This is a genomic window from Luteolibacter sp. SL250, assembly GCF_026625605.1.
Taxonomy (GTDB): Bacteria; Verrucomicrobiota; Verrucomicrobiia; order Verrucomicrobiales; family Akkermansiaceae; genus Luteolibacter.
Genome location: NZ_CP113054.1, coordinates 4,067,489 through 4,094,416, shown reverse-complemented (window position 1 = coordinate 4,094,416; position 26,928 = coordinate 4,067,489). Strand labels below are relative to the sequence as shown.

23 protein-coding genes are annotated in these 26,928 nt (G+C 58.6%); 11 read left to right on the top strand and 12 right to left on the bottom strand.

The features are described from left to right. Positions 1–267: 267 nt before the first annotated feature. Both OVA24_RS17820 and OVA24_RS17815 read left to right on the top strand, forming a co-directional pair. Positions 268–1,380: an efflux RND transporter periplasmic adaptor subunit gene (locus OVA24_RS17820; RefSeq protein WP_267671468.1), complete on the top strand. Its 1,113-nt coding sequence runs from the start codon at positions 268–270 to the stop codon at positions 1,378–1,380. Further along, positions 1,377–4,535 carry an efflux RND transporter permease subunit gene (locus OVA24_RS17815; protein WP_267671467.1) on the top strand — a complete coding sequence of 1,053 codons (3,159 nt, stop codon included), beginning with the start codon at positions 1,377–1,379 and terminating at the stop codon, positions 4,533–4,535. The genes OVA24_RS17820 and OVA24_RS17815 overlap by 4 nt, the downstream gene beginning before the upstream one ends. A gap of 834 nt (positions 4,536–5,369) precedes the next feature. Here OVA24_RS17815 and OVA24_RS17810 read toward each other — a convergent pair. Next, positions 5,370–7,256, bottom strand: a complete 1,887-nt coding sequence (locus tag OVA24_RS17810) for a hypothetical protein (RefSeq protein ID WP_267671466.1) — start codon at positions 7,254–7,256, stop codon at positions 5,370–5,372. Positions 7,257–7,897: 641 nt separating this feature from the next. Between OVA24_RS17810 and OVA24_RS17805 the strand changes: the two genes are divergently transcribed. Together OVA24_RS17805 and OVA24_RS17800 are read left to right on the top strand one after the other, a co-directional pair. Beyond that, a complete protein-coding gene (locus tag OVA24_RS17805) occupies positions 7,898–8,056 on the top strand; it encodes a hypothetical protein (protein WP_267671465.1) in 159 nt (52 codons plus the stop codon). Next, positions 8,053–9,327 carry a phospholipase D-like domain-containing protein gene (locus OVA24_RS17800; protein ID WP_267671464.1) on the top strand — a complete coding sequence of 425 codons (1,275 nt, stop codon included), beginning with the start codon at positions 8,053–8,055 and terminating at the stop codon, positions 9,325–9,327. Before OVA24_RS17805 ends, OVA24_RS17800 begins: the two co-directional genes overlap by 4 nt. Before the next feature lie 110 nt (positions 9,328–9,437). On the opposite strand, the gene mprA is transcribed toward OVA24_RS17800, so the two are convergent. From mprA to OVA24_RS17775, 5 genes are all read right to left on the bottom strand, one after another. Beyond that, positions 9,438–10,106, bottom strand: coding sequence for a PEP-CTERM sorting domain-containing protein (gene mprA / locus OVA24_RS17795; protein ID WP_267671463.1), 669 nt, complete (start codon positions 10,104–10,106; stop codon positions 9,438–9,440). A gap of 282 nt (positions 10,107–10,388) precedes the next feature. Next, the gene (locus OVA24_RS17790; RefSeq protein WP_267671462.1) at positions 10,389–11,447 is read right to left on the bottom strand and encodes a fatty acid desaturase; all 1,059 of its coding nucleotides are present in this window, start codon (positions 11,445–11,447) and stop codon (positions 10,389–10,391) included. Positions 11,448–11,865: 418 nt separating this feature from the next. After that, complete coding sequence (locus OVA24_RS17785) at positions 11,866–12,198, bottom strand: RNA recognition motif domain-containing protein (protein ID WP_267671461.1); 333 nt, start codon at positions 12,196–12,198, stop codon at positions 11,866–11,868. Between the two features lie 244 nt (positions 12,199–12,442). Then, complete coding sequence (locus tag OVA24_RS17780; RefSeq protein WP_267671460.1) at positions 12,443–13,291, bottom strand: transglutaminase-like domain-containing protein; 849 nt, start codon at positions 13,289–13,291, stop codon at positions 12,443–12,445. Positions 13,292–13,670: 379 nt separating this feature from the next. Continuing rightward, positions 13,671–14,213: a magnesium chelatase subunit ChlI family protein gene (locus OVA24_RS17775; RefSeq protein ID WP_267675293.1), complete on the bottom strand. Its 543-nt coding sequence runs from the start codon at positions 14,211–14,213 to the stop codon at positions 13,671–13,673. 259 nt (positions 14,214–14,472) lie between these two features. Here OVA24_RS17775 and OVA24_RS17770 point away from each other — a divergent pair, with 259 nt between their 5' ends. Further along, positions 14,473–14,700 carry a transposase domain-containing protein gene (locus OVA24_RS17770; protein WP_267671459.1) on the top strand — a complete coding sequence of 76 codons (228 nt, stop codon included), beginning with the start codon at positions 14,473–14,475 and terminating at the stop codon, positions 14,698–14,700. Positions 14,701–15,567: 867 nt separating this feature from the next. Here the strand turns inward: OVA24_RS17770 and OVA24_RS17765 are convergent. The 4 genes from OVA24_RS17765 to OVA24_RS17750 form a co-directional block, all read right to left on the bottom strand. Beyond that, complete coding sequence (locus OVA24_RS17765) at positions 15,568–15,786, bottom strand: hypothetical protein (RefSeq protein WP_267671458.1); 219 nt, start codon at positions 15,784–15,786, stop codon at positions 15,568–15,570. Positions 15,787–15,849: 63 nt separating this feature from the next. Continuing rightward, entirely contained in the window at positions 15,850–16,275 is a 426-nt protein-coding gene (locus OVA24_RS17760) for a hypothetical protein (RefSeq protein WP_267671457.1), read from the bottom strand. Between the two features lie 2 nt (positions 16,276–16,277). Further along, complete coding sequence (locus tag OVA24_RS17755; RefSeq protein ID WP_267671456.1) at positions 16,278–18,374, bottom strand: catalase; 2,097 nt, start codon at positions 18,372–18,374, stop codon at positions 16,278–16,280. A 256-nt stretch (positions 18,375–18,630) separates the two neighbouring features. Next, positions 18,631–19,140 carry a ferritin-like domain-containing protein gene (locus OVA24_RS17750; RefSeq protein ID WP_267671455.1) on the bottom strand — a complete coding sequence of 170 codons (510 nt, stop codon included), beginning with the start codon at positions 19,138–19,140 and terminating at the stop codon, positions 18,631–18,633. Between the two features lie 409 nt (positions 19,141–19,549). Here OVA24_RS17750 and OVA24_RS17745 point away from each other — a divergent pair, with 409 nt between their 5' ends. The 6 genes from OVA24_RS17745 (at position 19,550) to OVA24_RS17720 (ending at position 24,436) form a co-directional block, all read left to right on the top strand. Next, positions 19,550–20,047 (top strand): YciE/YciF ferroxidase family protein, encoded by a 498-nt coding sequence (locus OVA24_RS17745; protein ID WP_267671454.1) that lies wholly within the window; start codon positions 19,550–19,552, stop codon positions 20,045–20,047. A gap of 72 nt (positions 20,048–20,119) precedes the next feature. After that, the gene (locus OVA24_RS17740) at positions 20,120–20,911 is read left to right on the top strand and encodes an SDR family oxidoreductase (RefSeq protein ID WP_267671453.1); all 792 of its coding nucleotides are present in this window, start codon (positions 20,120–20,122) and stop codon (positions 20,909–20,911) included. A 12-nt stretch (positions 20,912–20,923) separates the two neighbouring features. Further along, complete coding sequence (locus OVA24_RS17735; RefSeq protein WP_267671452.1) at positions 20,924–21,421, top strand: DUF892 family protein; 498 nt, start codon at positions 20,924–20,926, stop codon at positions 21,419–21,421. Next, the gene (locus tag OVA24_RS17730) at positions 21,418–22,044 is read left to right on the top strand and encodes a DUF6766 family protein (protein WP_267671451.1); all 627 of its coding nucleotides are present in this window, start codon (positions 21,418–21,420) and stop codon (positions 22,042–22,044) included. The genes OVA24_RS17735 and OVA24_RS17730 overlap by 4 nt, the downstream gene beginning before the upstream one ends. A gap of 29 nt (positions 22,045–22,073) precedes the next feature. Further along, complete coding sequence (locus tag OVA24_RS17725) at positions 22,074–22,610, top strand: hypothetical protein (RefSeq protein WP_267671450.1); 537 nt, start codon at positions 22,074–22,076, stop codon at positions 22,608–22,610. Beyond that, on the top strand, positions 22,607–24,436 hold the full coding sequence (locus tag OVA24_RS17720; protein WP_267671449.1) for an alpha-amylase family glycosyl hydrolase: 1,830 nt from the start codon (positions 22,607–22,609) through the stop codon (positions 24,434–24,436). The genes OVA24_RS17725 and OVA24_RS17720 overlap by 4 nt, the downstream gene beginning before the upstream one ends. A gap of 91 nt (positions 24,437–24,527) precedes the next feature. On the opposite strand, the gene OVA24_RS17715 is transcribed toward OVA24_RS17720, so the two are convergent. Both OVA24_RS17715 and OVA24_RS17710 read right to left on the bottom strand, forming a co-directional pair. Next, positions 24,528–26,237, bottom strand: a complete 1,710-nt coding sequence (locus OVA24_RS17715) for a 4-alpha-glucanotransferase (RefSeq protein ID WP_267671448.1) — start codon at positions 26,235–26,237, stop codon at positions 24,528–24,530. A gap of 62 nt (positions 26,238–26,299) precedes the next feature. After that, complete coding sequence (locus OVA24_RS17710) at positions 26,300–26,851, bottom strand: cysteine hydrolase family protein (RefSeq protein WP_267671447.1); 552 nt, start codon at positions 26,849–26,851, stop codon at positions 26,300–26,302. Positions 26,852–26,928: the final 77 nt, after the last annotated feature.

Genomic DNA, 26,928 nt, shown 5'->3' with positions numbered 1-26,928 from the left:
GAGATGTGGAAACGAGATGGCGTTTCCCATGCATGCCGTCCGTGCTGTTTCATACAGCCGCGCGGAAAAATTGCATACGGACACACTTCGTTGGAATATTCCTCCGCTTTTCCACTCGCATGCTTGCAACCCGGAGGATCTCGATCTTCCGGGGCTCTTTTCATTTTCAAGCAATCGGCACCATTCATGAATCGACTGAAACTCCGGAGTTTGTGGATCCCAGAGGGATCCACCTCCAATACGGCGTCCCCACGGTCCAGCCGGGCCTTGGCAACACTGGGCATCTGCTCAATCGCCCTGACTCTCGCCTCCTGCGGAAAGAAAGAAAAAGCAAAGGGACCGCCCCCTCCGGTCGAGGTCGAAGTCGCCCAACCGCTCAACAAGGAAGTCTTCGAGTTTGAGATCCTGCCGGGCCGGATCGAGGCGATCGACCAGGTGGAGATCAAGGCCCGCGTCAACGGCCTGCTGGAGAAGATCGAGTTCGCCGAAGGAACCCGGATCAACGCCGGCGACCCGTTGTTCCAGATCAACCCCCGGGAATACGAAGCCCGCCTCCAGGCCGCGAAGGCCGGCCTGGAACGGATGCAGGCGTCCATGGAGAAGGCGGACTCCGATTTCAAGCGCGCCACCATCCTCCGCCAGAGCAGCGCCATCTCCCAGGAGGAACTCGAAACCCGGCAGACGCAGCTCCTCGATACCCAGGGCAGCCATCGCGCCGCCCAGGCAGCGCTCGACAACGCGCAGCTCGATCTGGAGTACACCAGGATCACCTCTCCCATCGACGGAAAGGTCAGCAGCCTCGTCGTCACCCGCGGCAACCTCATCTCCATCGGCGACACCCTCACCTCCATCGTCCGCCAGGCTCCGGTCTATGTGACGTTCGAGGTGCCGGAGCGCTCCGTCCTCCGCTGGGACCGCATCATCCGTGAGAGTGGCGGCAAGAATTTCTCCGAAAGCATCATCGCCGAAGTCGGCCTGCTCAACGAGGAAGGCTATCCCCACAAGGCCCGCGTCGATTTCGTGGACAACGCCATCAAGACCGACACCGGCACGCTCCGTGTCCGCGCGATCCTGGAGAACAAGGACCTCGTCGCCCGCGTGGGCCTTTACGCCCGCGTCCGTCTCAGCCTGGAGAATCCCGTGAGGACGCTGCTGGTCCCCGAACGCGCCGTCGGCACGGACCAGGGCCAGCGCTTCGTCTTCGCGCTGAACGGCGGCAACACCGTCAGCTACCGGAACGTCAGGACCGGCCAGACCCATGACGGCCTCATCTCCATTTTCGAAGGTCTCTCACCGGATGATCGTGTCGTTACGGAAGGCCTCCTGACCCTCAGGGAGGGCACCAGGGTGAACCCGACGACCCCCACTCCGGCGCCATGAACAGCATCCCGCGCTTCTTCATCGACCGCCCGATCTTCGCGGCCGTCATCTCCATCCTGACCATCGTCATCGGTGCCATCGCCTGGAAGTTCCTTCCCGTCGCCCAGTATCCGAACATCACGCCGCCGACGGTCACGGTCTCCGCCAGCTATCCCGGCGCGAACGCGGAGACCATCGCCAACACCGTCGCCGCCCCGCTGGAGCAGCAGATCAACGGCGTGGACAACATGCTCTACATCTCGTCGTCCTCCACCTCGGACGGGCAGATGACCATCACCGTCACCTTCAAGCCGGGGACCGATCCGGACAGCGCGCAGGTGCTCGTGCAGAACCGCGTCCAGGCCGCGGTCCCGCGCCTGCCGGAAACCGTCCGCGACAACGGCGTGGTCGTCCGCAAGCGCTCCCCCGACTTCACGATGGCCGTCAGCATCATCTCCCCGGATGAAAGCCGCGACGACCTCTATCTGTCGAACTACGCGTACCTCCAGATCAGCGACTATCTCGCCCGGATCCCCGGTGTCGGTGACATCGTGTTCTTCGGCGCCCGCGAATACTCGATGCGGATCTGGCTCGATCCGGAGCGCATCGCCGCGCTCGGCATGACCCCCGGGGATGTCGTCGCCGCGCTCCGCGAGCAGAACGTCCAGATCCCCGCCGGGGCCGTCGGCGCGCAGCCCTCACCCTCCGGCCTGGATTTCCAGATGACCGTCACCACCCAGGGACGTCTGGAGACCGTCGAGGAGTTCGAGAAAGTCGTCATCAAAACCGGCGACAACGGCGAGGTCGTCACGGTCAAGGATGTCGCCCGCGTCGAGCTCGGGGCGAAGGACTACACGGTCGTCTCCCGGCTCGATGGAAAGCCCGCCATCAACATCGGCGTCTTCCAGGCCCCGGGGTCGAACGCCCTCGAGGTCTCGAAAGCCGTCCGCGCGGAAATGGACCGCCTTTCCGGGCGCTTCCCGCCGGGCGTCAAACACGCCGTCATCTATGACACCACCATGTTCGTCCAGGAGGCGATCAATTCGGTGATCCACACCATCGTCGAGGCCTTCATCCTGGTGCTCCTCGTCGTGATGATCTTCCTCCAGAGCTGGCGCTCGACGCTCATCCCCATCCTCGCGGTTCCCGTCTCCCTCATCGGTGCGCTGGCCATCCTCCTCGCCTTCGGGTTCTCGCTGAACCTCCTCACCCTCCTCGGCCTGGTGCTGGCGATCGGCATCGTGGTCGATGACGCCATCGTGGTGGTGGAGGCCGTGGAGCACCATCTGGAATCCGGAATGGGCCGCCGCGAGGCGACCATCAAGGCGATGGAGGAGGTGTCCGGCCCCATCGTCGCCATGTCCGTGGTGCTCATCGCCGTGTTCGTGCCCACGGCGTTCATCGCCGGCCTCACCGGTTCCTTCTACCGCCAGTTCGCCCTGACCATCGCGTTCTCCACCCTCCTTTCGATGGTGAATTCGCTCACCCTCAGTCCGGCCCTCTGCGCGCTGTTCCTCCAGGCACCGACCGAGAAAAAGGACTTCTTGGGCCGCACGATCAACTTCCTCTTCGGCTGGTTCTTCCGCCTGTTCAACAGATCCTTCGATGCGACGCGGTCCGGCTACCTGGCCGTCGTCCGCGGGGCCATCCGGTGGAAGTACGTCTCCCTCGCCGTCTATGCGGCGCTCATCGCGCTGACCTTCTTCATGTTCAAGAAGGTCCCGACCGGATTCATCCCGCAGACCGACCAGGGCGTGATGTTCGTCAACGTGGAGCTGCCGGAAGGAGCCTCCATCGAGCGCACCACCGCCGTGATGGACAAGGTGGAGGCCATCCTCAAAAAGACGCCGGGCATTTCCAACACCATCAACCGCATCGGCAGCTCCAGCGTGACCCAGGCCACCGCGCCGAACACCGGCACGGTGATCTGCATCTTCGAGCCTTTCGAAAAGCGCGACAATGATCCCGCCCGCTCGCTCGATGGCATCGTCGCCCACGTTTCCGCGGAGTTCACGAAGATCAAGGAAGCCCGCGTGCTGGCCTTCCCCGCGCCGGCCGTCCGCGGTCTCAGCACCACGGGTGGTGTGAAAATGATGATCCAGGACCGCGAAGGCGGCAGCCCGGTGGCACTCCAGGATGCCATCAGCGACCTCATCGCCAAGGGCGGCGGTGAGGAGGAGTGGAAGCGCGTCTTCAGCCTCTACCGTGCGAAGACCCCGCAGCTCTACGTGGACATCAACCGCACCCAGGCGAAGAGCATGGACGTGCCCATCCGCTCGATCTCGGAAACGCTGCAGATCTATCTCGGCTCGATCTACGTCAACGACCTCAACCTCTACGGCAAGCCCTTCCAGGTCACCGCCCAGGCGGAAGGATCACACCGCGCGCGCCCGGAAGACATCCTCGCGCTCCGCACCCGCAGTGAGAACGGCGACATGGTTCCGCTCGGATCACTGATGGAGGTCAGCCAGATCGCGGCGCCGTCCCGCGTCCTGCGCTACAACCTCTTCCCCGCCGCGGACATCAGTGCGGACCCCGCGCCCGGATTCAGTTCCGGCCAGACCATCGCCGCCCTGGAAAAGCTCGCCGGTGAGAATCTTCCCCGCTCCTACGGCTTCGAGTGGACGGAGACCGCCTTCCAGGAAATCGCCGCCGGCAACAGCGCCGCCTATGTTTTCCCCATCTGCCTCTTCTTCGTCTTCATGATCCTCGCCGCGCTTTACGAAAGCTGGGGTCTGCCGCTGGCGATCATCCTCATCGTCCCGCTCTGCGTCCTCTGTGCCCTCGCCGGCATCTCGCTCGCCGGGGGTGACAACAACATCTTCACCCAGATCGGCTTCGTCGTGCTCATCGGACTCGCGGCGAAGAACTCCATCCTCGTCGTGGAGTTCGCGAAGCTCGTCGAGGACCGCGACGGCGTCTCCCCGATGGAAGCCGCCATCGAGGCCAGCAAGCTCCGCCTCCGCCCGATCCTGATGACCGCCTTCGCCTTCATCCTCGGCGTCGTCCCGCTCGCCATCGCCACCGGCGCCGGCGCGGAACTCCGCCGCGCGCTCGGCGTCGCCGTCTTCTCCGGCATGCTCGGCGTCACCTTCGCCGGTCTGTTGCTGACCCCGGTGTTCTACGTCGTCATCCGGAACGTCACGCTGTGGATGCAGAGGAAGAGGACGGCTTGAGGCCGGTCAGGAGCCCCGGACCTGGGTGGACGGTGTGTCCCCCAACCGTAACGGCCAGTCGCTACGCCAGCCTTTGGAGCGGCTATGCTGAAAAGCGGACTCACCGATACCGGCTGGCCGGATCAACTGAAAAACTTCCTATCCAGCGCCGGCTATTGGATCGCCTTTAGCAGATCCTAGAGCCGGATGTTTTCCGCACCGCCGAGGTCTCGGCCAAGGCGCAGGCCACCTTCAGAATCCGGTCACGTGAGTTGCACTGCTGCGAACGGAAAGCTTCACCTCAGACATCAGTACGGACTCTCAATGGGTCAGCATGGATACCCGAAAGCTGATGGCATGAAGCCATCATACCGCCCCAATTCTCATGCGAGGACGTCGATGAGTGGCTGGCGGTTGATAGACAACGGTCCGGAGTTCACCGGCAAGGCTCTGGATCGCCGGGTCTCTTAACATCGTGTGAAGCTGGCCTTCATCCAGCTCGGCAAAGCGGTACAAAACGCGTCTGCGGAAAGTTTCAGCGTCACTTGCCGCGACGCATGCCTTACCGAGCATTGATTCGTCAGCCTCGGCGGTGCCCACCAGCTTCTCAAGCCTGGAAGACCGACTACAACGAGGAAGAGCCCCACAGTTTCCTCGGCGGGAGGGCACCGTCGAGTTTGCCAGAGAACTACCCCAACAAGCAACCTGCCAAGCATCGCATGCTCCCATTCATGGTGCTCAAGTCTTCGGGGGCGATTGGCCCGCTGGGCGACGAATCGTCGGATGAGAGTGTACGTGTTTGACGTGCCGTATGCCGGTGGATGCGTCAGATTGATCTAAATGTAGCCTCCGAGGTTATCTCTTCGTATAAATCTGGTTTACCGGCAGAGGGCCCGGACTGCCGTAACCGAAGGTTTTGAAACTCGTGAGTGGATAGGTCAGATGCTCCCGGGCCAGTCCATCGAAAGCGGGATGCCAGAATCCGGACATCTGCAGCTTGTATCCACAGGATGACCGCGCCAGCCACCATGAGATATAATAGGTTTTGCTACCCACCTTGTAAACTCCTGGATATTTCGTCCCCAACTGATAAGCTCCACTCCCACTAGGAAGCAGCTCGAAATTGTAGTTCGCCGTAATTCGATCGGGATCTGTGTCGTAGTTGCCGTAGTTGATCACGTTCCATTGCCCCACACAGGCAAGATGGAGGACATTGCCGAGATCCGCTTTAAGTGTGGCATCGAATTCGGATGGGGCTTCGAGAACCTCGCCGCTGAGGAAACTGGTTGAGATGTCCGAGATCCTCACCTGACATTTCTGCTCCGGAGTGGTCCTTGATCCCACCTTCCACCGTGCCGTCGCCGTGCCATCCTGTTCCGTAATCCATGTCGGATGCGTGGGCCCGATGGTTTCAAAGGATCCCCCCCCGGCCTTTGATTCCCACTGAGTGAGAACGAAATGAATAGGTTTTAGATTCTGGTCTACCACCTTGATCTTGAGATTTTTGGGGAGAAAGCTGTTCTCGCACTCGACGCCTTGTTTGTCGCCCTCGAGTTTGAGGATTTTCAAAGGCAGCTTCGTGGGAGTTTCCGGAGCAGTGCCTCCGACAGGATTTGCAGTCACCAGATCAATGGTGGCGCGGCCGTTTGGAACCTGCATCGCGTCCACATAAGGAGCGTTGCCGCTGTTGATGAGGGAATAGGTGGCAGCCGCCCCCTTGCTCATCTCCCTAGGCATCTCGTGTATAAGCCCCTGCGGAGGACTTTCGCGGGATGTGACCCACTCGCTTTTTGCCTCTTCCCAATCCTCAGAGAATCTCTCCCATTTTTCGGAAGCGGCCAAAAGGGCATCTTCCTTCTGCTTCTCGAGCCGGGTCTTCTTTTTCTGGATGGCGTCTGTGGCATCCTTTTTCGCGTTTTTCAACCAATCTATGAAGGGAATGAAAATGCCGGTCTGGAATTTCTCACAAGCCTCTTCCGCAAATTTGTCCAAGTCGAAATTTTCATCATCGTTGGTGGATCTGGTGTTCAACTTTCTCGCAGGATGCCGGGCGAGCAAAATGGAAGTCGGTACCCGGGACAAAGGAAGGATCGACGAGAATGTTCCATTGGTGGATCGCTCCATGAACTCGGTGGTGGTGAAGTCACCGTCCAAGCTGATTCGAAGCGCGTAGTTGGAAAGCTCAGCTCCACCCTGTGTATCGGGTCCGATCTCACAAATAATGATCGATGTAGATTCAGGATTTTCGATAATCGCGAAAGAGACACTTCCCTCAAAAATGGTGGTCGTTCCGAAGTTGCCGTTTTTGGATCTTACAAGGGAGATCCGGCTCTCACCGGTAGTGTAGGAATAGTCCACCGTATTTGGCGCATTCGCAGCAGATGAATAATATTCTTGATAACCATACTCGGCAATTGGGTCCGCCGGTGCGGTCATGAAAAATAGACGCTTCGGGGCTCCGCTGGCAGCACTTAGGTCCGTGGGAACCGTGACATTGCCTTTCCCGACGAAAGGCGTGTGGAAAGGCTTCCAAAGCTTCATGTCTTCACTCATGAGGAACCGACTCTGCTGGCTTGCTGGAGCATCCGCTTCGATGCGGTGTGTTTTCCCGTCCGCAGCCGGAATGATCCTCAACGCGGGCTGCGCCCGAGCAAGCGGAATGATCATGGAGATGATGACAGCCAGAAGATGACTGATTTTAATGATGTGTCCTGAATATAGGATTTGATATGGTGATGGCATGAGATGAGGGGAGATAAGGTGCCCGGAATTCTCCCGAATAGTTCACCCGGAATATCCTTGATGAGAAATCTTATCTCAAGCGCATCTCTTTGTAAATAGACCATTTATCATCAATTCGCTAATAATTTGACCGATATTTCCTGGAACGATTTGCGGCATGTGGTTCGATGGAGCATCGGCCGTTCTCTTCACCTTCCTGAGCGTGAAGCCTACTCGATTGGGAAGCTAAAGCTCGCGATGGATTGTGGTCCGGCTAGAGGATGGTTTCGAAGTCACTGATAATAAAATGAAAAACTTACCAGTGGCGTTTTTTCCGATGTCTATATATTGATCCTCGCAAAATGAAGTGACAAGGAAGTGGCGCGGGCATCCTGCCCGCAGGCCCTTGCCATGCGAAGGATACAGGCACCGGGCAGGATGCCCGGGCGCCGCATCCTTCCATGCGGCAACCAGGAAGCTGCTGAAGTCACTTTATTATGCGAGGATCAATAGTATGAATACATAAAGACGGGTTCTCTTTCAGGGGACGTTAAAAGTAGATTACTCCTGCGGATCCGGACAGCGGGTGCTCCAGGCGGGGAGCTGAGAGCCTTGCAGGACGGTTCGGACTCCCGCCGGATACCCTTACCCTCCCTCGCATCGTGGCCGATGACGCCATCGTGGTGCTGGAAGCCGTGGAGCACCATTTTGTATCCCGGATGGGCCGCCGCGAAGCGACCATCAGGGCGATGGAGGAAGTTTTCCCGATGGCCTTGATTTGTGGCCGTGATGGCTTCTCTTTCCAGATCCCCACGATATGAAGCTCCGCTCCTCCGATCTGCTGCTCGTCGCCTCGACTGCCGTCATCACCGCGGCTCTGACCATTTTCGGGCGGAATTTCATTTCAGGGGAGAAGAAGATCAAAAGGAAAATCAAACACTTCTATGGAGTGGATGACCCCCAGTTCGAGAGGGCGATGAGCCAACTGCTCGGGCCGCCGATCCTGCACGGAAACCACGTCGAGCCGCTTCACAATGGTGACGAGATCTTTCCCGCCATGCTGGCCGCCATCGAGGGGGCGAAGCGGACGATCACCTTTGAAACGTTCATCTACTGGGATGGGGAAATCGCGAACCGGTTCGCCTCCGCGCTGGCAAGGAAAGCGGCGGAGGGTGTCCAAGTGCATGTCCTGATCGACGGGGTCGGATGCAACTGCATCAACGCGGAATCCCTGCGGAGAATGAGGGACGCCGGGGTTGAGCTGGAGATCTATCACATCGCGAACATCGCGCGGGCAAATCATCGCACGCACAGGAAGTTGTTGGTAATCGACGGGACCGTTGGATTCACCGGTGGTGTCGGCATTGCCGACGAGTGGACCGGCGACGCGAGGAATGCGGACGAATGGCGCGATTCACACTACCGGGTTGAAGGTCCTGTCGTTGCCCAGATGCAGGCGGCCTTTCTGGACAACTGGATGAAAACCCGTGCCGTCGTGCTTCATGGCGATGATTATTTTCCGGAACTCAAGAAGGTGGGAAACCACCGATGCCAGATGTTCAAAAGCTCGCCGATGGAGGGGAGCGAGAGTGCCAGGCTCATGTTCCTCCTGTCCATCAACTCGGCGCAACGGAGCATCAAGATCGGGAACGCGTATTTCGTTCCGGATGATCTGACCACGGAGACCCTCATCGATGCCGCGCGTCGCGGAGTGGACGTGGAGATTCTCGTGCCGGGAGATGAAATCGATTCGCTCTTCGTGAAACATGCCACCCGCAACCGTCTGGGCAGGCTTTTGGAAAGTGGAGTCAGGGTGTACCGTTTCCAGCCCTCCATGTATCACTGCAAGTGCATGATCATTGACGGGCTCTGGACGTCCGTCGGCTCCGCCAATTTTGACAACCGTTCCTTCCGTCTCAATGATGAGGCGAACCTGAGCATCATCGACGGGAGCTTCGCCGCGTCCGCCGGCAAGGCGTTCGACGATGACGTATCGCGCTCGACCGAATACACGTTGAGTGACTGGGAGAACCGGACGGTATTCCAGAAGGCCGCGGACCTGAGTGCATCCCTGCTCAGATCACAGTTGTGATTTCCCGCGAGAGTGCGGATGTCTCCCGTGCTCCGGCGGTGGAGTGAGCAAGAGATCCCGGCAGTGGAGTCCAGGGAGTTTGGAAACACCGCCCGAAGGGTGACGGTCATTCACCCTCGCCTCCGCCGCAGCGCGAAGCCCATCCCTCCCGCCACCGCAAGCAGCGCGACCGATGGCTCCGGAACCGCCAACACATCCCCGTTCACCATCACGTTGTCGATTCGTGCACTGTTTCCGGAGCTGTTGGTTGCGTCCCGGACATGGATCTGGAAGGCGATGCCCTGGGTGAGATTGGAGAACTGCGCTCCGCTCAGATCGAAATTCGCGGTCAAAGCGCTTGTATCGAGCGCTGCGTCCGTCATGCCGACAACCACGAAACCTGAGGCGTCCGACAAATCATCATAGCGCAGCTCGAATCTGGCCGCCTGGCTGCCGTTGACATTGAACAAGAAAGTGAGGCTCGTCAGATCCAGCGTATATCCGCTGCCCGGGGTGAGCATGAACTGGTAGTAATCCGAGCCAAATGATGATGCGGTTTGATCCATGGTCACCGCGGCAGCCGGATTGCCGGTTCCCCCCGGTGGGTCGGTCAACGTATAGGCCACGTTGAAACCGGTCGTTGTCATCGTCGTTGGCGTCACGTTCGCCGGACCGCCGGCGGTGGGATCGAGGTTGTTGTCGAACGTGTATTCGGCCAGCACCGCCCCATGGGCCATGGCTCCCAGCAGGGGAATGACGGATACGCTGATGCGTGCAAGGTGGGGGAGCCGCGCTTTCATTCCCCTTCAATAGCGTCCGGCCACCACCGGGTCAAGGGAGGGGACGCCGCGAGCTCATGTCGATGGATACAGACCGGACGGATCAACTGAACAATTTCCGGTCCAGCGCCCGGTATTGAATCGCCTCCAGCACGTCCTGCGGGCGGATGTTTTCCGAACCGCCGAGGTCGGCGAGGCCGCATGTGCAGAGAGATCCGGGATGACATCAGCAGATCGACCATCTCCAGATCGATGGGAAGCTCATCCGCTGTCTCCAGCCCGACCATGGCGGCACCCGGACGATTATTTCTGGACCGGCCAAGCGGCGGCCCGACCGACGGCGGAAAATCCCACCAACCGACGATTCTTTTCGTCCCAGAGCTTCAGACGAGTGGTCTTCCAGCTCTCCCTCAGGGTCACAGGTGGCACCGACGAGAAAAAGGCATCCGACTCATGGCACGCCTGGAGATTGTAGTTCGGGATCTGCGGGCACAAATGATGGATGTGATGGAATCCGATGTTTCCGCTGATCCACTGGAGTATCCCGGGAAGCTTGTAGTAGGAGCTGCCCTGCATCGCGGCGGCCGCGAACTCCCATCCTTTTTTGCGTTCCCAGATGACATCCTCGAACTGATGCTGGACGTAAAACAACCATACCCCCACACCGCCTGCAATCATGGCAACGCTTGTGAGAATGATGAAAAATTCCCTCGGTCCGAAGAACCAGGCAGCCACCGCGTATATGAAGGAAATCGCCAGATTCATCAGCCATACGGAACACCGCTCACGTGCCTTGGCATTTCTGCCGGAGAACCTTTGGTAAATGAACAGTAAGAATACGGGCGCGACCGCGAACATAACGAAAGGGTTCCGGGAAATCCGGTAAAGGAAGCGTGTTCGTTTGCCGGAACCAACGTATTCTGCCAAGGTCATCGTCCAGATGTCACCCACACCGCGGCGGTCTAAATCCCCGGATGAAGCATGGTGCAGGGTATGTTCCCAACGCCAATGATAGTAGGGCGTGAACGTCAGGACTCCGCTGAGGAATCCCAGAACGTGGTTGGCTCTCCGCGATTCCAAGAATGATCCGTGACAGCAATCGTGGAAAATGATGAAAGTCCGGACGAGCAAAGATCCTGCCAGAAGAATAAATGGAACGACCAACCACCATGAAATCCGAAGAGCAAAATACATCATCACCCAGCTCACCAGGTAAGCACCAATTGTATTGATGATCTGGATGACAGCCTTCTGGTTGGAAGGTCGCCTGTACTTTGAAACAAGTTTTTTCCAATCCACCGGTGGTGCCGGACAGGAGTGTCGCGGATTAGATTCAGTGAGCATAAGTAGTTTGGGAACCATCTTGACCTGATCCCTGGAGGAAGTTTGGGATGGAGTGTTGTTCCGGGCAGATCGCAGTTAATCTTTGTGATGCCAGGAGGCATCAGTCACAGTGCCGACCGATGGAGCGGGGGCGCTGCGCCGCGTGACAAACCCTGCGGAGATCAACCGTCTCACAGGCACACCGGTATCCGGGTGGTGAGTTAGTTTCGGGTCATCCATCCGTTGTTGGATTTCGAAACGGACTGGAATCTCGCCACAGACCTCAGAAACGGTTTCGTAGATGTAGGTTGGCATAAGGTCGCTACCTGAGGAGCTGTCCAGCTCATCCGAACTGTTCGGAAGCAACTGGCATTGACCATCAACAATCGTCCTCTCCTGAGGACCGGTGGGAAAAACAGCCACCTCCCCCGGAGGGAGGCAGGCCAACCAAGCCATATCAATAGCCCGTGTTCCTCTTGTCGCGGCCACCGCCGTAGCCGCCGCCACCACCACTTTGGCGGCTAACATAGCCGCCGCCGGACGAAGTTGGCCTAGGCTCCGAAGGATTCACCTTCAGTGGCCGACCATGAAAGTTATGCCCATTGAGCGCCTGGACGGCATCACTGACACGGGATTGGTCCGCAAGAGTTACAAAACCGAAGCCCTTCGACCCCCCGGTTTCACGATCGGTGATAATTTTGGCCGTTTGGATCTCGCCGAATTCAGAAAATAGTTCACGAATGTCAGCCTCGGTAGCGGTGTAGGGCAGATTGCCCACGTAGATGTCCATTTTTTTGTATTCTGATAACGCGTGTATTCAAAAACCTTGGCGGGAATACTGCGTTATAGCACCGGACAAGCAGATCGAGCAGAAAGCTTGCGACCAGTGAAAATGTAAGCCTCTCTGGAAACGAAGCAAACTTTTATTTCTACAGTGCTGGACTTCCCTACCTGCCCCGAACAGGCAGGCCACCGTCGCTTCATGACTGAACCCCGCCCGATTCTCAGGCATACGGTGTGACCATCTAACGATCTCAAAGCAAAGAGACAGCCTTCCTGGCATCACGATCAAATTCATCCGGAGTTTCGACAAAGTCGTTGTCCCTGGCGTTGCAGATGACTTCAATGCCCACCAGCAACGGATTGCCGAACATGGTGCAAATGGAAGTGTCCGCGCCGTCCCTTCCGGTGGCAATCCGGACTATCCCCCTGAGTGGTGCGAGACGGGTTGGATCAAAAGCATACCACGTGCCACTGATGAGCACTTCAAAGATCGCGTGAAAATCGCTCGGCTGGAGAAGATGCGAATAACAGGAAACATAGCGGGCGGGCAGACTCATCGCCCTGCACAACGCAATGCCAAGATGGGCGAAGTCCCGGCAGACACCGGTCCGCTGTTCGAACGTATCGATCGCGGAAGATTGTTCGGTCGTTGTTCCGGGCTGATAATCGACATGATGGTAAATCCAGTCGCTCACTTTTTGGGCGATCGCATACTGTGAGGGAAGATGGCCGAAGAGATCCCATGCGTGGCTGCGGAATCGGTCGGATTGGCAATATCGGCTCGGGAACAGAAAGGGCATCGCATCCGGCGGGATGCTTTTCAATGTGCTGTCATGGATAGAGGAAGGGTCGGTCGATTGGTATTTCGTTTCCACGTCCGCCTGATATCGGACATGCAATGGACCTACCTGCGGGCATATTCTGGTGAAGCGGTTCATCCCGCAGGAGGAGTCGAAGTGGTCGGCCTCCGTCGGCGGATCGACATAAAAAAATTCATTTAAAATCCGTTGCCTGCGGGTACTGCCGGCCTTGATGGCAAACAGGAGAGTGGCGGGTTTCCTGAGATCGTAGTTTAAATCCGCACTCACCCTGAAAATCATCCTCCATCGTATCATGGACCGCCGCTAACGCCACAGGATACCGAAATTTCGTTGTTCGGTTTCCTGAGGCGAGTAGGCGACGAACGGGTGTGGCTTGCGAAGGGATTGGGGCATGGCCTCATTATGGAGACCAAACAGGATGGCATCGGTCTCAGAAAGCTCCGCAGAGCGGCGGGTGGATGGATTGAGAGGAGACGACGGAAATCATCGGATACCAGGCTATCTCATTGATCGTTGAGCGAAATATTCATGAGTGATGTTTGTTCTGATGGTCTGCGTGGTGCGAGCCCACAAGGACACGGGTTGAGCGCGGCGGCGAGGAGGAAGCGTGCGGGAAAGAGGAAGCGCCCCGCGGATCGGGGGGGGGATGCCGTCGCAATCAACTGAACAACTTCCGGTCCAGCGCCCGGTATTGGATCGCCTCCAGCACGTCCTGTGCGCGGATGTTTTCCGCACCGCCGAGGTCGGCCAGGGTGCGGGCGACCTTGAGGATGCGGTCATGCGCGCGGGCGGAGAAGCTCATCTGCTCCATGGCGTGCTCCAGGTAGCCGTTGCTTTCGGCGTCCAGCTTGCAGTGCTGGCGGACGAGGCGCGGGGTCATGGCGGCGTTGCTGGTGATGCCGGATTTGCCGAACCTCCCGAGCTGGATGTCCCGCGCGGCGACGACGCGCTCACGGATGACGGAGGATTTCTCGCCGCCGGGTGCCTGTGAGGAGAGTTCCTTGAAATCGACGAGCGGGACTTCGACATGGAGGTCGATGCGGTCGAGCAACGGGCCGGAGATGCGCTGGCGGTAGTTCTCGATCTGGCGCGGCGAGCAGCGGCACTCGCGCTTGATGTCACCGTAGTAGCCGCACGGGCAGGGGTTCGCCTTTGGGAGATCACGAAAGAAATTGAAAGTTAATTGCTGGTTTTCAGGGATTTAACGCGCTTTGCTGCTACCTTTGTTTCGAGTTGCACGCGAAGTATCGATACAAAATTGTTGCGGAGCGCCTCCCTGCCCGTGCTGGGCGCATCAGAATCTGCATGAGATCGGGAATCTCATGGCCCGTGAAACCCGGGAGCCGTCCCACCACGTAACAGCGGTGCTGAGGAGAATGCGCTGGAGACGCTAACCTTCCTCACCCATGAGGAGGTCGAAAACGACACCAACCTCACGGAGAACGCGACCTCCGACGGCGGTGGGTAAGAAATACTGGCTTTACGTGAGAGGCGAGGGCACCGGCCGAACCATCGCGATCATCTATACGCTGATCGAAAGCGCGAAGCGGCACGGTCACAAACCATACTCTCACGTTCGGGATGTGCTGGAACGGCTGTCTGCAATGAAGAGTTCGGAGATCGATCTTCTCCTGCCTTGGAACTGGAAGCCCGCCGTAGAACCGGCCATCCTGCCGCAAATGGCCTGAACACGTCCACGGGTGCTGCGCGGAGCGCTTGCAGATAAACTGGAGGGAGAGGCAGCCCTCGGTCCGGGCAGCACGAAGGCCTCCATGACAGTATTCGCAGTTCCGGGCATCTTCATCGTTCCACGCTCTTTCGAACAGTTCGCGGGCGATCCGCTTCATTTCGCCGGGTGCTGGAACGCCTCCTTCGTGGTGAGGGTGAGTGTTGATGTTCCATCCCGCCGCGATCCCCTTGGCGAAGTCAAATTGTGCCATCGTCGTCTCGATTGCCCTTGAACGGAGTTCTTGGGGAATCGGGATTCATGCCGCAGACGTGTACCATGAATTTTCCGCTTTCAACGATGGCGTTCTGCTGCGGAAAACTCAGAATGTGCTATGCTTGTGCTTAGCATGAAGTCCCTTACGCCGAAGCATCTCGTTCTCGCGGGAATCGCCCTTGCCGTGCCAGCACTCGCGGACCTTCTCGCGCGTAAAGCGGTCGGCCGGGGTTATCTTGCCTACACAGGAGAGGATCCTCCGCGCAACCCCGCGACAAGGAGTGTCTCGTGGTCCCAGGCGATTGTATGGACCGCGCTCGCTGGTGCGATCGGAGGCGTGGCTCGGATGGCGTCGCGCAAGGCGCTGACGGGAAAGGGCCTCCCGGCAGAGAAATGAGGCTCACTCGCTCCAATCACATTACTTCTGCGACAAACCGTGGGTGAGCGGGTCGGCCCTTCGGTTCTTTTCAATAGGCATGTGTCCGTCACGGATGAACCTGCTTTAGGTTGCAGGTTCCAGCCGGGCCGCTTGACATGCTGCCAGCCCGAACGTGCGGCCTTCCGAGCATTCCTTGATGCCGCTCAAAAGTTTCCGTGTCTCCGTTGCTGGCAATCAAGGAAGATAGCCCAGATGGTGGCGTGTAATTTCCTCGACCCGCTCCTTGTCCCTCGGGTTGGCGACCTTCAGCGCATTACCAATGGCGACTTCCAACTGTTCAGGGGTCGCATCCGGATATTCCCGCAGCAGCTTCTTCCTCAACCGCGCAACTTCCTTTTCCAGTGCCGGAATCTGGCTGTCCGAGTAAGGGGGCCTCTTAGGATGTTCTGCCATAGTGTGTTATACTAAACCAGCAATGCGTGGGAGGCAATCCATCTCCGGTCCCCAGGCCAAGCCTCAGTGCCCGTGAACCATCAAACTTTCCACAATCGATCTATCTGGTGGGGCTGACTTCCTGTCCCCAGCGTGCGGGGATACAAGCAACATCGTGCCATCAAGGGAACAGGCGATCATTTCCTGGTCGCAGTAGGCCCCCAGTGCTTTGACCAAGGAGAACAAATAGGAGGAGGAAGCCTGCCAAGCCTTCTCTCCGCAAAAGCATTCAATCACCAGGATGTCTTCGCGTTGTGAACCGAAGTGACCTGTAGCTGGGTACGTCGTCGCTCCTCCGAAGCGTTCGCTCAACATGCCTGCGATGCCGGACGCCAGCTGTTGGAGCCGGGGAATTTCAGCTCCGTCTTCTTTCCGGCTGGGAAGATAGATGACGAACCTCCGGTTGAGTGCCGGAGGACCGTCGAACCATTGGTGGGTGGCAGGGTTCAAGGTTACCCGATGCTTCTCAGTGAAGGTTCACGTTCCCAAAGTCGTCCATTCCTTGCGGCTTTGACATATGCGGCGAGGGATTTCTTGTCCGACACCGGGACGACTCCCGCATCCGGCACCACCGACGCTTCAAGGAGAAGGGGCTGCGCCGCGGGGACGTGACCGATCACCTTGAGATGGGCGAAAGCATCCCGGACCCAGTTGACGGCGGCGGCCTCGCCCAGCAGAGGTTTCATTCCTTCCGCGGAAGCGAGGATGAAAACCGAGTCAAAAAGAACGGAGGGTCCGCCGGAAAGAGCGAAGTCCGCCTCAAGGAGTGCTCCGTCATCCCCGGAGGCTCCCCCGATTTTCGGCGCGATGATTGCGACGGTTGCTTTTTCTTTGATCAGGGCTGCCTGGAGTTTTGGTAGAAGCCCGGCGTCGAAACCATCGGTGACAAGAATACCGACCTTCCTTCCTTTGAGGATGCCGGGATTCTTGGCGATGATGCTCAAAGCGGGAGATGGAGGCAGATCACGCGGTTCAACGGCAGGAGTGATCGCTTCCGCCTCGCCTGCCATGCCCAGCGCGTCCGCCACCGTATCATGCAGAGACTGCTCGATGTGCAGAAGATGGCCGAGCATTTTCCGGCGGATGCCTTTGAACTCGACCTTCGCCAGCTCGAACGCCAGAGCACTGGCGATGTGGTTCTGCTCGGGCGGAGTCATCGAGCGGAAAAACTGGCGTGCCTGGGAGTAGTGGTCCGCAAACGTTTCCGAGCGCTTGCGGAGCCTTTCGCCGGTCGTTTCAACAGGCGGGGTCCGGAAGCCATGCATCGGGCATTCGCGGGGAGCGGATGGTGCCAGGCTGTTTGGTTCATAGGCCACACGGCCTTTGGGCACGCTCATCTGATGAAGCCCGTCACGCTGGAAATTCCTCATCGGGCACCTCGGCGCGTTCACGGGGATTTGATGAAAGTTCGGCCCTCCCAGCCGGATGAGCTGGGTGTCCAGATAAGAGAATAGGCGTCCTTGGAGGAGGGGGTCATCGGAAAAGCCGATTCCCGGGACGATGTGGCTTGGGCAAAAGGCGACCTGTTCCGTCTCGGCAAAGTGGTTGTCCGGGTTCCGGTTCAGGATCATCTTTCCAAGCATCCGGAGTGGAATGACTTCTTCCGGAATCAACTTCGTGGGATCGAGGACATCGAAGTCCAACGTGGCGGCGGTGGCTTCGTCGAAAACCTGAACGCCCAGTTCCCATTCGGGGAAATCCCCCTTGTCGATGGCTTCCCAGAGATCGCGGCGGTGAAAATCGGGGTCCGCTCCACTAATCTTCATGGCTTCGTCCCATACGACCGCGGCGGTTCCCAGCAGAGGCCTCCAGTGGAACTTCACGAATTTCGATTCGCCCGTCGCATGGATGAAGCGGAAAGTGTGGACGCCGAAGCCTTCCATCATCCGGTAGGACCGCGGGATGGCGCGGTCCGACATGGCCCACATGATCATGTGCATGCTTTCCGGAGTGAGGGAGATGAAGTCCCAGAAAGTCGCGTGGGCCGATGCCGCCTGGGGAAACCCGCGGTCCGGTTCCATCTTCACGGCGTGAACCACATCCGGAAACTTCATCGCGTCCTGGATGAAAAAGACAGGGATGTTGTTGCCGACCAGATCGAAGTTTCCCTCGTCCGTGTAGAACTTGACTGCAAACCCCCTGACATCCCGGGGCAGGTCAATCGAACCCGCGCCTCCCGCGACGGTGGAAAACCGGACGAACACTTCGGTCTTTTTCCGTGGATCCTGCAGAAAGCCCGCCATGGTGATGTCGGCGGCGCTTTCGTAAGGTTGGAAGAATCCATGCGCTCCCGAGCCACGGGCGTGAACCACCCGTTCGGGAATCCGTTCATGGTCGAAATGGGTGATTTTCTCACGTAGAATGAAGTCTTCCAGAAGAACCGGCCCCCTCACACCTGCGGTGATGGAGTTCTGGTTGTCGGAAATGGGCAGCCCCTGGTTGGTGGTGAGGGCGAGGGATGATTCCGAAGCTGTTTGGTGGGTTTCGGCAGGGGTATTCACGGACTTGGCGACTTTGCCGGCCGGTGCTTTTTGTTTTTTCGAAGCCATGGGGATCGGAAGCTTTGCAGCATGTGTGCCTGCCGGCAATGCGCGAAAGGGGATGCTCCCACCAACGTGATGACGGGGATCAGGAATGGGATGGTCGCGCAGTTCGCCTCCCGCGGTTGGCGCAATGCAATCAAGATCAGCCGGCAAAGTGGCATGCCCGAAGGCCAAGAATCAGGATGGCGGTGCCGATCGCCGATATGAGCAACGAACCGAGGCAGCCAAGCCGGTTTGAGAAAAGTACCATCATGACGGTCGGTTACATGATCGGGTTCGATGCGGAAGGAGCACCCGCCACTGCCCTCGCGCCCAAGGCCATCAGAAGTTTCTCGGCTGATTTCTCTTCCTCTTCGGTGGTCTGGAGAAGCGCCACCACTTCAAGGTTGCCACAGGCTTCCGCGAGTTCCTTCGCCGCGCAATAGGACGCGATTTCATAATGCTCCACCTTGCGGGCGGCTCCGGTCAGCGCCAGGTCTTTCAATGGCGTGCCTACCTCCATGCGGAGGATCTCCCGTCCTTCGGCAATCAGACCTTCCATTCCCTTACAGGTCACGCCATGGGGCGAAGCGCCGAGCAGCTCCGCAGCCTGCTCAAGGCGGATCACGTGGGACTTGGTTTCCTTCAAATGGTTGGCAAAGGCGTCAGCCAGGGCCGGATCCGTGGGGGCCGCCGCCAGTTTGGGGAGAGCGTCCACCAACTGGGTTTCCGCGCTGTGGAGATCTTTGATGCAGTGAACGAGCAAATCCTCGAGAGTGATGATTTCAGGCATGTTGGCCACTCCGCAGATGCCAAGCCAGATTTCGGAACTGGCATCCCGCTCCATGGCATGGCCCCTGCAAAGAACCCTCCACTCTTATGATCGAGACCACTCCGTACTGGTTTGAGAAACGCGCCGCGTCGAGGTACGAAGCCCTTGCCGGAGACCTGTAAGTCGATGTGTTGGTCGTTCCGGACCATGATATGGTCGCTGGTGAGGCGGATGTCATGATGATTGCGAATTGCGATCCGCTGGTTGCACGAGAAAGGGCCGCCTCGTTCCGCATTCCGCATTTTAGCTCTGTTCGGGCCACAAAAAACGGCAAGATGCCGGTGATTGATGGATTCTCGGTCTTGGCATCTGGATTGCGAAGGCTTCCTCCGGATTCGATCCATCAACCAATCGACCAACCACCAACGCCATGTCCAAATTGAATACCCTCGGAGAGCTTCTCATCCACAACGTGAAGGACCTCTACAGCGCGGAAACCCAGCTCGTGAAGGCGCTGCCGAAAATGGCGAAAGCCGCGAACGATCCGGATCTCAAAAAGGGATTCGAAGGCCACCTGGAGGAAACCAAAGTCCACGTCACCCGCCTCGAGCAGGTCGCCGAATTGTTGGGTGCCAGCCCGCGCGGCCTGAGCTGCAAAGCGATGAAGGGACTGGTGGAGGAAGGGGAAGAAGCCATCAAGGAAGAGGCTGACGAACACATCAAGGACCTCGCACTCATCGCGGCCGCCCAGAAGGTGGAACACTATGAGATCTCCGGCTACGGAACGGCCCGCGCCCTTGCGGAAGCCATCGGAAACAAGGAAGTGGCGAAGTTGCTCAAGACAACGGAAGATGAGGAAGGCGCGACGGACAAGAAACTGACCACCGCGTCTGAAAAGATCATAGCCTCCGCACCTGTCGAAGATTGATGGATTCAGGGGAGCGGGGCGGGGATCCGATTCCGGCCCCGCCCGCGGTGTTCACCACAGAACGATCTTTTCATGGAACAATCACTCAAGGGCTCCCGCATCCTCGTGACCGGCGCTGGCTCCGGCATCGGACGGGCCGCGGCGGAACTGCTAGCCAGGGAAGGGGCGGATGTCGCCTTGCTCGGGCGAACGGAGGATGAACTCGCGGACGTGTTCTATTCGATCCGCGGAGGTGGGAGGGATCACCTGCTCATCACCGCGGATATTTCCGTGGAGGAGGACATGCGCCGCGCCGCCGGAATGATCGGTGAACGATGGGGACGCCTGAGTGGCGTGGTTGCCAATGCCGGCATCAACGGAGTGTGGGCTCCGCTCGAGGAGATCGGACTGGAGGAGTGGAACAAAACGCTCGCCATCAATTTGGGCGGGACGTTCCTCACGGTCCGTGAGACTTTGCCCCTCCTGAGAAAAGCCGGCGGCGGCTCCGTGGTGGTGGTGGCATCCATCAACGGAACGCGCATCTTCAGCAACTCCGGAGCTACGGCTTATGCGTGCTCGAAAGCAGCGCAGGTCGCCTTTTCCCGGATGCTGGCACTGGAGTGCGCCAAAGATCGGATCCGGTTCAACACGGTCTGCCCCGGCGCGATTGAAACGAACATTGACGACTCCACGAAGCGGCGGGATCTGGAGGGCCTGCATCTGCCGGTTGAGTTTCCGGATGGAGATGTGCCGCTTACGGGCGGAACTCCCGGTAATGCGGATCAGGTTGCCCAGGCGATCCGGTTTCTCCTGTCCGGAGCATCGAACCATATCTCAGGAACGGAAATCTATGTCGATGGAGCCCAATCGCTCCTCCAAGGCTGATGTATTCTTGCCATGACTGCTTCTGTCCATTCACCGGCAGACCTGTTCTTCGATCAGATGAAGGACCTGCGAAGCATGACATCCCAGCTGGGCGGCCATTTGCCGGATCTGGTGGTGGTCACCGCGGATGACGGGCTGCGGACACTGCTCACGGCCTGTTCGCAGGATGTGGTGCTCCATTATGAGGAGATCATGGATCTCTTCCGGCGCCATGGCAGGGAGCCGGGGAACGACAGGTGCAAGGCGATCGCCGGACTCATCGAAGGTGGGAATGCGCATATTGCTTCGGTGGAGGACCCTGGCACCAGGGACCTCATGATCATCGCCCATGTTCTGAGGATCGTGGCTTATTGGAATGCCGCTTGCGAGATCACCTCGCGTCTTGCCGGGCAGCTGGATCTCGTTGGGGATGCCGGGGTTATCCTTGATCTGCAGCTGGCCGCCCAACGCGTCGCGGAGGATCTGCTCGCACTGCAGCCCCATATTTTCCAATCCGCATCCGGCCCATGAAAAGGTTCTTCTTCAGGTACAACGGTCTGTCACTCGTGCTTGCGACGCTGTTTCTGGTGTTCTGGGCAGGGCAGGCGGTGAGTGGCTGGAAAGTCCATAACGAGGATGCGGCGCTCCACCAGCAACCACCCGCTGACTTGCCCGCCTACCTGCGGTCGGGACATTTCTGGCAGGCCACCGGGGAGAACTGGGAAAGTGAGTTTCTCCAGATGGGGGCTTACGTGGTGCTCACTTGTTTCCTTTTCCAGAAAGGCTGGGCGGAATCAAAGGATCCGGAGCGTTCAAACGAGGGCCGCCTGTCTGCCGCCGGACGGCAACAGTACAGCTGGATCTATAGAAATTCGTTGTCCCTGGCATTCCTGGCGTTGTTCCTTCTTTCATTTATCGTCCACGTCCTTGGGGGCTTGGCCGAGGAGAACGCGATGCGTGGCGAACATCGCCTGCCCGAACAATCACTGGCCGCCTTTCTTTCCAGTCCGGATTTCTGGTTCCAGTCTTTCCAGAACTGGCAGAGCGAGTTTCTGGCAGTATTCGCCATTGTGGTGCTCAGTATCTTTCTCCGGCAGGAAGGGTCCCCGGAAAGCAAGGAAGTGACGGCTCCGGAATCTGAAACGGGCGGCTGATCTCGCGCATGCTTTCATCGAAAATTGCCATGGACAAAGAACTGACACGTTACGTGAATGACCACCTTGCAGGCTCCTCAGGTGCTCTGCTGCTGGTCGAGGAAATCGCGGAGAATCATGACGATCCGGATGCCCGGCGTTTCTTCATCGAGCTGAAAGGAAAGATCGAGGAAGACCGATCAACGCTGGAAGGATTGCTGAAAAGGATCGAGGAAGAACCCAGCGCGCTGATGAAGGCGGCGGGCGGCATCGCCGCGCGGGTGGGAGGCTTGAAATTGATGTGGGAGAAAGTGGAGCCGGGCAAGCTGGGGATGTTCGAGGCGCTGGAGATGCTCGCGCTCGGAATCCAGGGCAAGCGGCTGCTGTGGATCATCATGCGCGAGATCCAGCCATGGTTCCCGGAATGGAAGGATTTCAACTTCCAGGATCTGGAGTTGGAGGCGATCCGCCAGCGGGATGAGGTCGAGGAGTGGCGCGTGAAGGCGGGGAAGGCCAGCATGGTCTCCGGGGAACGGGTGGTGGAAGGGGACGGGGTGAAGGCTGGAGCAACGCGAACACAACCATGAGTCCATCGGAAAAGCTGGAGCTGGAAACCTTGGCGGGATCCGACGTGGAGTTCCGGTCGGACACGATGTATTTCCTGGTGCTGGATCGGTTCGAATCCGGCATGCCTGAAAAGCCGCGTGAGGAGGGGGATGAGATGTATGACGCCTCCCACCAGGACTGGCGGAAGTATTGGGGAGGCGATCTCCAGGGGCTGATCAACCGAATTCCTTACCTGCGGTCATTCGGGATTTCCGCGGTTTGGACGACCCCGTTGTTCGAACAGATCCGCTCGATGACCCGGGGCGATGAGCAGCACGCACCGATCCATGGGTATTGGACGAGCGACTTCAAGCGGATCAATCCGCGGTGGGTGAACGATCCTTCCGAAAAGCGTCTCTTTACCCGTGACGACACCACCTTTGACCGCCTTCTGGCGGAACTGCACCGGCAGGGCATGAAATATGTGCTGGACATCGTCTGCAACCACAGCTCGCCGGACACGGAGGACGGCAAGGGGAAATTGTACGATGATGGGGAGTTGGTGGCGGATTTCGACAACGACAAGGATCATTGGTACCATCACTACGGCCCGACGCTGGACTGGACCGATGAATGGCAGGTGCAGAACGGGGAACTTGCAGGACTCGCCACGTTCAACGAAAACAACATCCTTTACCGCAACTACATCAAGGATGCCATCCGCCAGTGGGTCGGAAAAGGGGTGGACGCGCTCCGGATTGATACGGTGAAGCACATGCCGGTCTGGTTCTGGCAGGAATTCACGGCGGACATGGCGACCGCCAACCGCAACCTGTTCCGATTCGGCGAATGGATCTACAGCCATCCCGAGAACGATGCCTCGGTGGATTTCGCGAACCGCTCCGGCATGAGCATCCTCGATTTCGGCCTCTGCATGGCAATCCGGGAGTGTCTCAGCGGTCAGGATCCTTCGGGTTTCCATGCGCTCCAGAGGATCTTCGATCTTGACGGGAAATACCATGGAGCGACCGAACTGGTGACGTTCTTCGAAAATCACGACATGCCCCGCCTCCAATCACTTGGAGTGGCTGATGAAGGAATGAACCTCGCCCTGGTGCTGCTTCTGACGACACGGGGCATTCCCTGTCTGTATTACGGGTGCGAGCAATACCTCCACAATGACACGGACGGTGGTGATGATCCCTACAATCGCCCTATGATGGAAATGTGGGGCGAAACGGAAGCAACGCGGCTCATCGGGATCCTTGCGGAGGAGAGATCGCGCAACCGGGCCGTCCAGTGGGGTGGACAATGGCCGAAGTGGGTGGATGAGGAAACGTATGTCTTCGTCAGAAGGTACCGCGATTCGCGATGTCTGGTCATCCTCAACAAGGGTCCGCAACGCACGCTGACGATCGAAAATGTAGAATTTCCCGATGGCCATCACGAGTGCATCCTGACGGACAATCCCGTCGAGGTAAAAGACGATAGGATCGTGATCGATCTCCGTCCATGGCAGTGCGTGGTGCTTGTCCGCCGGGGGGAGGATGTCAGGGCCGCGACGGTGGCGGTGATCCAGTTGAACAACGCGCCCACAGAGCCGGGCGACCAGCTTGCGATCATCGGAGACTGTCCGGAACTTGGAGGGTGGGATTTGGAAAAGGCCTATTATATGGAGTGTGTGAACGCCAACACATGGTTCGCCGAACTTCCATTGAATGAATCAGTGCGCAAGGCCATCGCCTACAAATTCGTGATCTTCCGCGCACAGGGCGACCGTCCGCCGGAGCGCGAGATACGCACCGCCCGACGTCGTCTTGTGAGCCCCACGGGCTGGGTGAAATGGCGTGACCGGTGGGAAGCCTGAAGTTGAGGGGGAGGTGTGGAGATGACGGCCCGCAGTGATGATGGCGGCTCTCCGGCTCCCCATCCGGAGGCCAGCGTGGGAAAGATCTCAATCACCGGGCACCTCGCCCATGTTGGTCGATGAGAGTCTTGGCCACGGCGATCCGCTTTCCGTAGAGTGGATCGTTCGCCAGCTCATCCAGGCTCCAAGGCAGGCGGTGGGACCATGAACCCTCGCCATAGCTGCCGGGCAGGTTGAACCGCAGCGGGATTCCCAGCAGGTCGGAGCACATCAGCACCGCCAGCCGCGAAGAGGTTTGGAACAATCCCGAATGGAATTTGGCGAGCAATTCATCATTGATGTCGGCGGGAGCACTTCCGTCCCAGCCGACGAAGGAAAGCAATCTCCGGAGTTCGAGGGCATCCGGATTGGCAGGATCGGCCCCCGCGTGTTTGGCGAGCTGCGGATAAAGTTGGGCGAGTGGCGCGTTATCGTGGTTGGCGTAGCTGACCAGGGACAATTCCCGGAATTGGCCGGGGGCAATGATGTGTTCGCCGGCGGGATCGACCAGCAGTTGCGGAAAGGCGAGGTTGGCGAGCTTCCGTTCTTCCAGCGTGCGGGCCATGTATGCGGGCATCTCCCCCATGATCTCCGCGACGAGATCCATGTCGCCCGAGGCATCCGCCATCCGTGAAATCAGTTCATTGCCTTGGAGGTCGTTCATCCCGGCGGTGATTTCATCGTCGTCCGGGCCGGGGACGAACCGGGGCAGGAGCCCACCCGTCCTCTCGGCAGCCTGGATCTCGTCCAGCGCCGAGAATTCCACGTGGCGCGCCCCGCCGGCCCAAGGGAACATGTAAGCTCTGAAATAACCCCTCAGGTGATCTATCCGGCATCCATGGAAGAACCGTCTCATCCAGCGGAAGCGGTCGTCGAACCATTGGAAGCCCGATGACCGGTGGTTTTCCCAGCGGTAAGGAGGAAAGCCCCAATTCTGCCCCCAGCGTTCCGCGTCCTTGCTGGTGTCGAAATGGGCGAGCGGACGCGTGCCCATGCTCCAATCCGTATCGAAAAGCGCGGGTTCCGCCCAAACATCGCAACTGTCAGGAGCCATGCCAAAGGGCAGGTCTCCCACAAGACGGACTCCCCGGGCGTCGCAGTGGTTTTTCACTGATCTCCATTGGCGGTCTGCCACCCATTGTATGAATGCGAACTCATCCCGGCGTGTTGACAGGCTTTCGTGATCCGGCTGCATCTGCAACCAGTGGAGCGCCGCCGCATAGGTCCGGTGTTCCGGCCGCCAGTCCTTCCACCGGGTATCCCCGTGATACTTCCCGACCAGAACGCGGTACAGCGTGTAGGGTGAGAGCCAGGTTGCTTCCTCTTCCTTGAAGGTTGCGAACGCACGGTGCAGATCACCATCACCCTCCCTGATGAATTGCCGGTAGGCGGCAACAAGAATTTCGTTCTTCAGCGGCTGGATGACATGATAACTCACATCTCCCGACCGTAGCTCTTCCCGCCACACCGGAGGGCAGAGGTGATCGACCATTCCACGATCAAGACCAGGCACCGCTTCCGGAACAAGGGATAGGAGTGATGGTGAGAGCGCGTGGGAACTCACCGGGCTGTAGGGACTGGGATCCCCGATGGTTTCAAAGATCGGCAGAAGCTGGAGGACCGTGAAGCCATGGTCCGCGCAGAAATCGACCGCGTTCTTCACCGCAAGCGTATCGCCGATACCGAAATCATCCGAATGTCTGAGGGCATAAGCCGGGACGAGGAGGCCGGCACGCCGGCGGTCGAATATCGAAGTGTTCATTGGGAGTCGTGTTCGGGCAATCCGGTCGTCCGTCTTTCGCAGGGACCATGCCAGGGAATGGGTCAACGGATCGACGCCGAAGAACACACGCGGGCCTTTAGCAGGCCGTGCATGTGCTCCAAGGAACGCTTCCGTTTCGCTTCGGACTCCGCGGCAACGCAATCGGAAGGGACTATCAGCGAGAAATCCCGCATGTATGCGTCATTCGCCGTGTAGAGGACGCAGATGTCAGCCGCATATCCCGTGAGGATCAAAGTGTCCACCCCGAGGTAGGAGAGCAAGACATCCAACGAGGTGGAGTAAAATCCGGAGTGTTTGGGCTTCAGCACGAAATAGTCATCCGGTCCGGGAAGCAGCAGTTTCGCCACCTCCCGGCCTTTCGAATCTTCCGCCAGGCATCGCTGGATCTGCGCGTTGAAATCGCACTGCCAGTGCCCGAAATTATCATTCACATAAATGACGGGCACGCCTTTGGATGCCACCTTCTTCCGCAGTGCGGCGATACGGTGTGCAGCGGGTAGGGCTTGCCGCAGAAGGGCGGAAGCCTCGGGAAATTCCATGTCGTTGATCACATCAATAAGCAACAGAGCGGTGTTCTTCCAGATTATCGGCATGATATTGCGGATCTGGAAGACGCTCGCACAGGATCGTGCGGTCACAAGGGATCAGCTACGCTGGCCTTGAAATGCAA

What these genes read in the sequence shown, in the direction of transcription:
- OVA24_RS17735 (WP_267671452.1), top strand. Translation starts at nt 20,924, where the DNA reads ATGACTGCTTCTGTCCATTCACCGGCAGACCTGTTCTTCGATCAGATG.
- OVA24_RS17720 (WP_267671449.1), top strand. Translation starts at nt 22,607, where the DNA reads ATGAGTCCATCGGAAAAGCTGGAGCTGGAAACCTTGGCGGGATCCGAC.
- OVA24_RS17810 (WP_267671466.1), bottom strand. Translation starts at nt 7,256, where the DNA reads ATGCCATCACCATATCAAATCCTATATTCAGGACACATCATTAAAATC.
- OVA24_RS17800 (WP_267671464.1), top strand. Translation starts at nt 8,053, where the DNA reads ATGAAGCTCCGCTCCTCCGATCTGCTGCTCGTCGCCTCGACTGCCGTC.
- OVA24_RS17730 (WP_267671451.1), top strand. Translation starts at nt 21,418, where the DNA reads ATGAAAAGGTTCTTCTTCAGGTACAACGGTCTGTCACTCGTGCTTGCG.
- OVA24_RS17785 (WP_267671461.1), bottom strand. Translation starts at nt 12,198, where the DNA reads ATGGACATCTACGTGGGCAATCTGCCCTACACCGCTACCGAGGCTGAC.
- OVA24_RS17710 (WP_267671447.1), bottom strand. Translation starts at nt 26,851, where the DNA reads ATGCCGATAATCTGGAAGAACACCGCTCTGTTGCTTATTGATGTGATC.
- OVA24_RS17765 (WP_267671458.1), bottom strand. Translation starts at nt 15,786, where the DNA reads ATGGCAGAACATCCTAAGAGGCCCCCTTACTCGGACAGCCAGATTCCG.
- mprA (WP_267671463.1), bottom strand. Translation starts at nt 10,106, where the DNA reads ATGAAAGCGCGGCTCCCCCACCTTGCACGCATCAGCGTATCCGTCATT.
- OVA24_RS17755 (WP_267671456.1), bottom strand. Translation starts at nt 18,374, where the DNA reads ATGGCTTCGAAAAAACAAAAAGCACCGGCCGGCAAAGTCGCCAAGTCC.
- OVA24_RS17715 (WP_267671448.1), bottom strand. Translation starts at nt 26,237, where the DNA reads ATGAACACTTCGATATTCGACCGCCGGCGTGCCGGCCTCCTCGTCCCG.
- OVA24_RS17790 (WP_267671462.1), bottom strand. Translation starts at nt 11,447, where the DNA reads ATGGTTCCCAAACTACTTATGCTCACTGAATCTAATCCGCGACACTCC.
- OVA24_RS17745 (WP_267671454.1), top strand. Translation starts at nt 19,550, where the DNA reads ATGTCCAAATTGAATACCCTCGGAGAGCTTCTCATCCACAACGTGAAG.
- OVA24_RS17740 (WP_267671453.1), top strand. Translation starts at nt 20,120, where the DNA reads ATGGAACAATCACTCAAGGGCTCCCGCATCCTCGTGACCGGCGCTGGC.
- OVA24_RS17750 (WP_267671455.1), bottom strand. Translation starts at nt 19,140, where the DNA reads ATGCCTGAAATCATCACTCTCGAGGATTTGCTCGTTCACTGCATCAAA.
- OVA24_RS17780 (WP_267671460.1), bottom strand. Translation starts at nt 13,291, where the DNA reads ATGATTTTCAGGGTGAGTGCGGATTTAAACTACGATCTCAGGAAACCC.
- OVA24_RS17725 (WP_267671450.1), top strand. Translation starts at nt 22,074, where the DNA reads ATGGACAAAGAACTGACACGTTACGTGAATGACCACCTTGCAGGCTCC.
- OVA24_RS17815 (WP_267671467.1), top strand. Translation starts at nt 1,377, where the DNA reads ATGAACAGCATCCCGCGCTTCTTCATCGACCGCCCGATCTTCGCGGCC.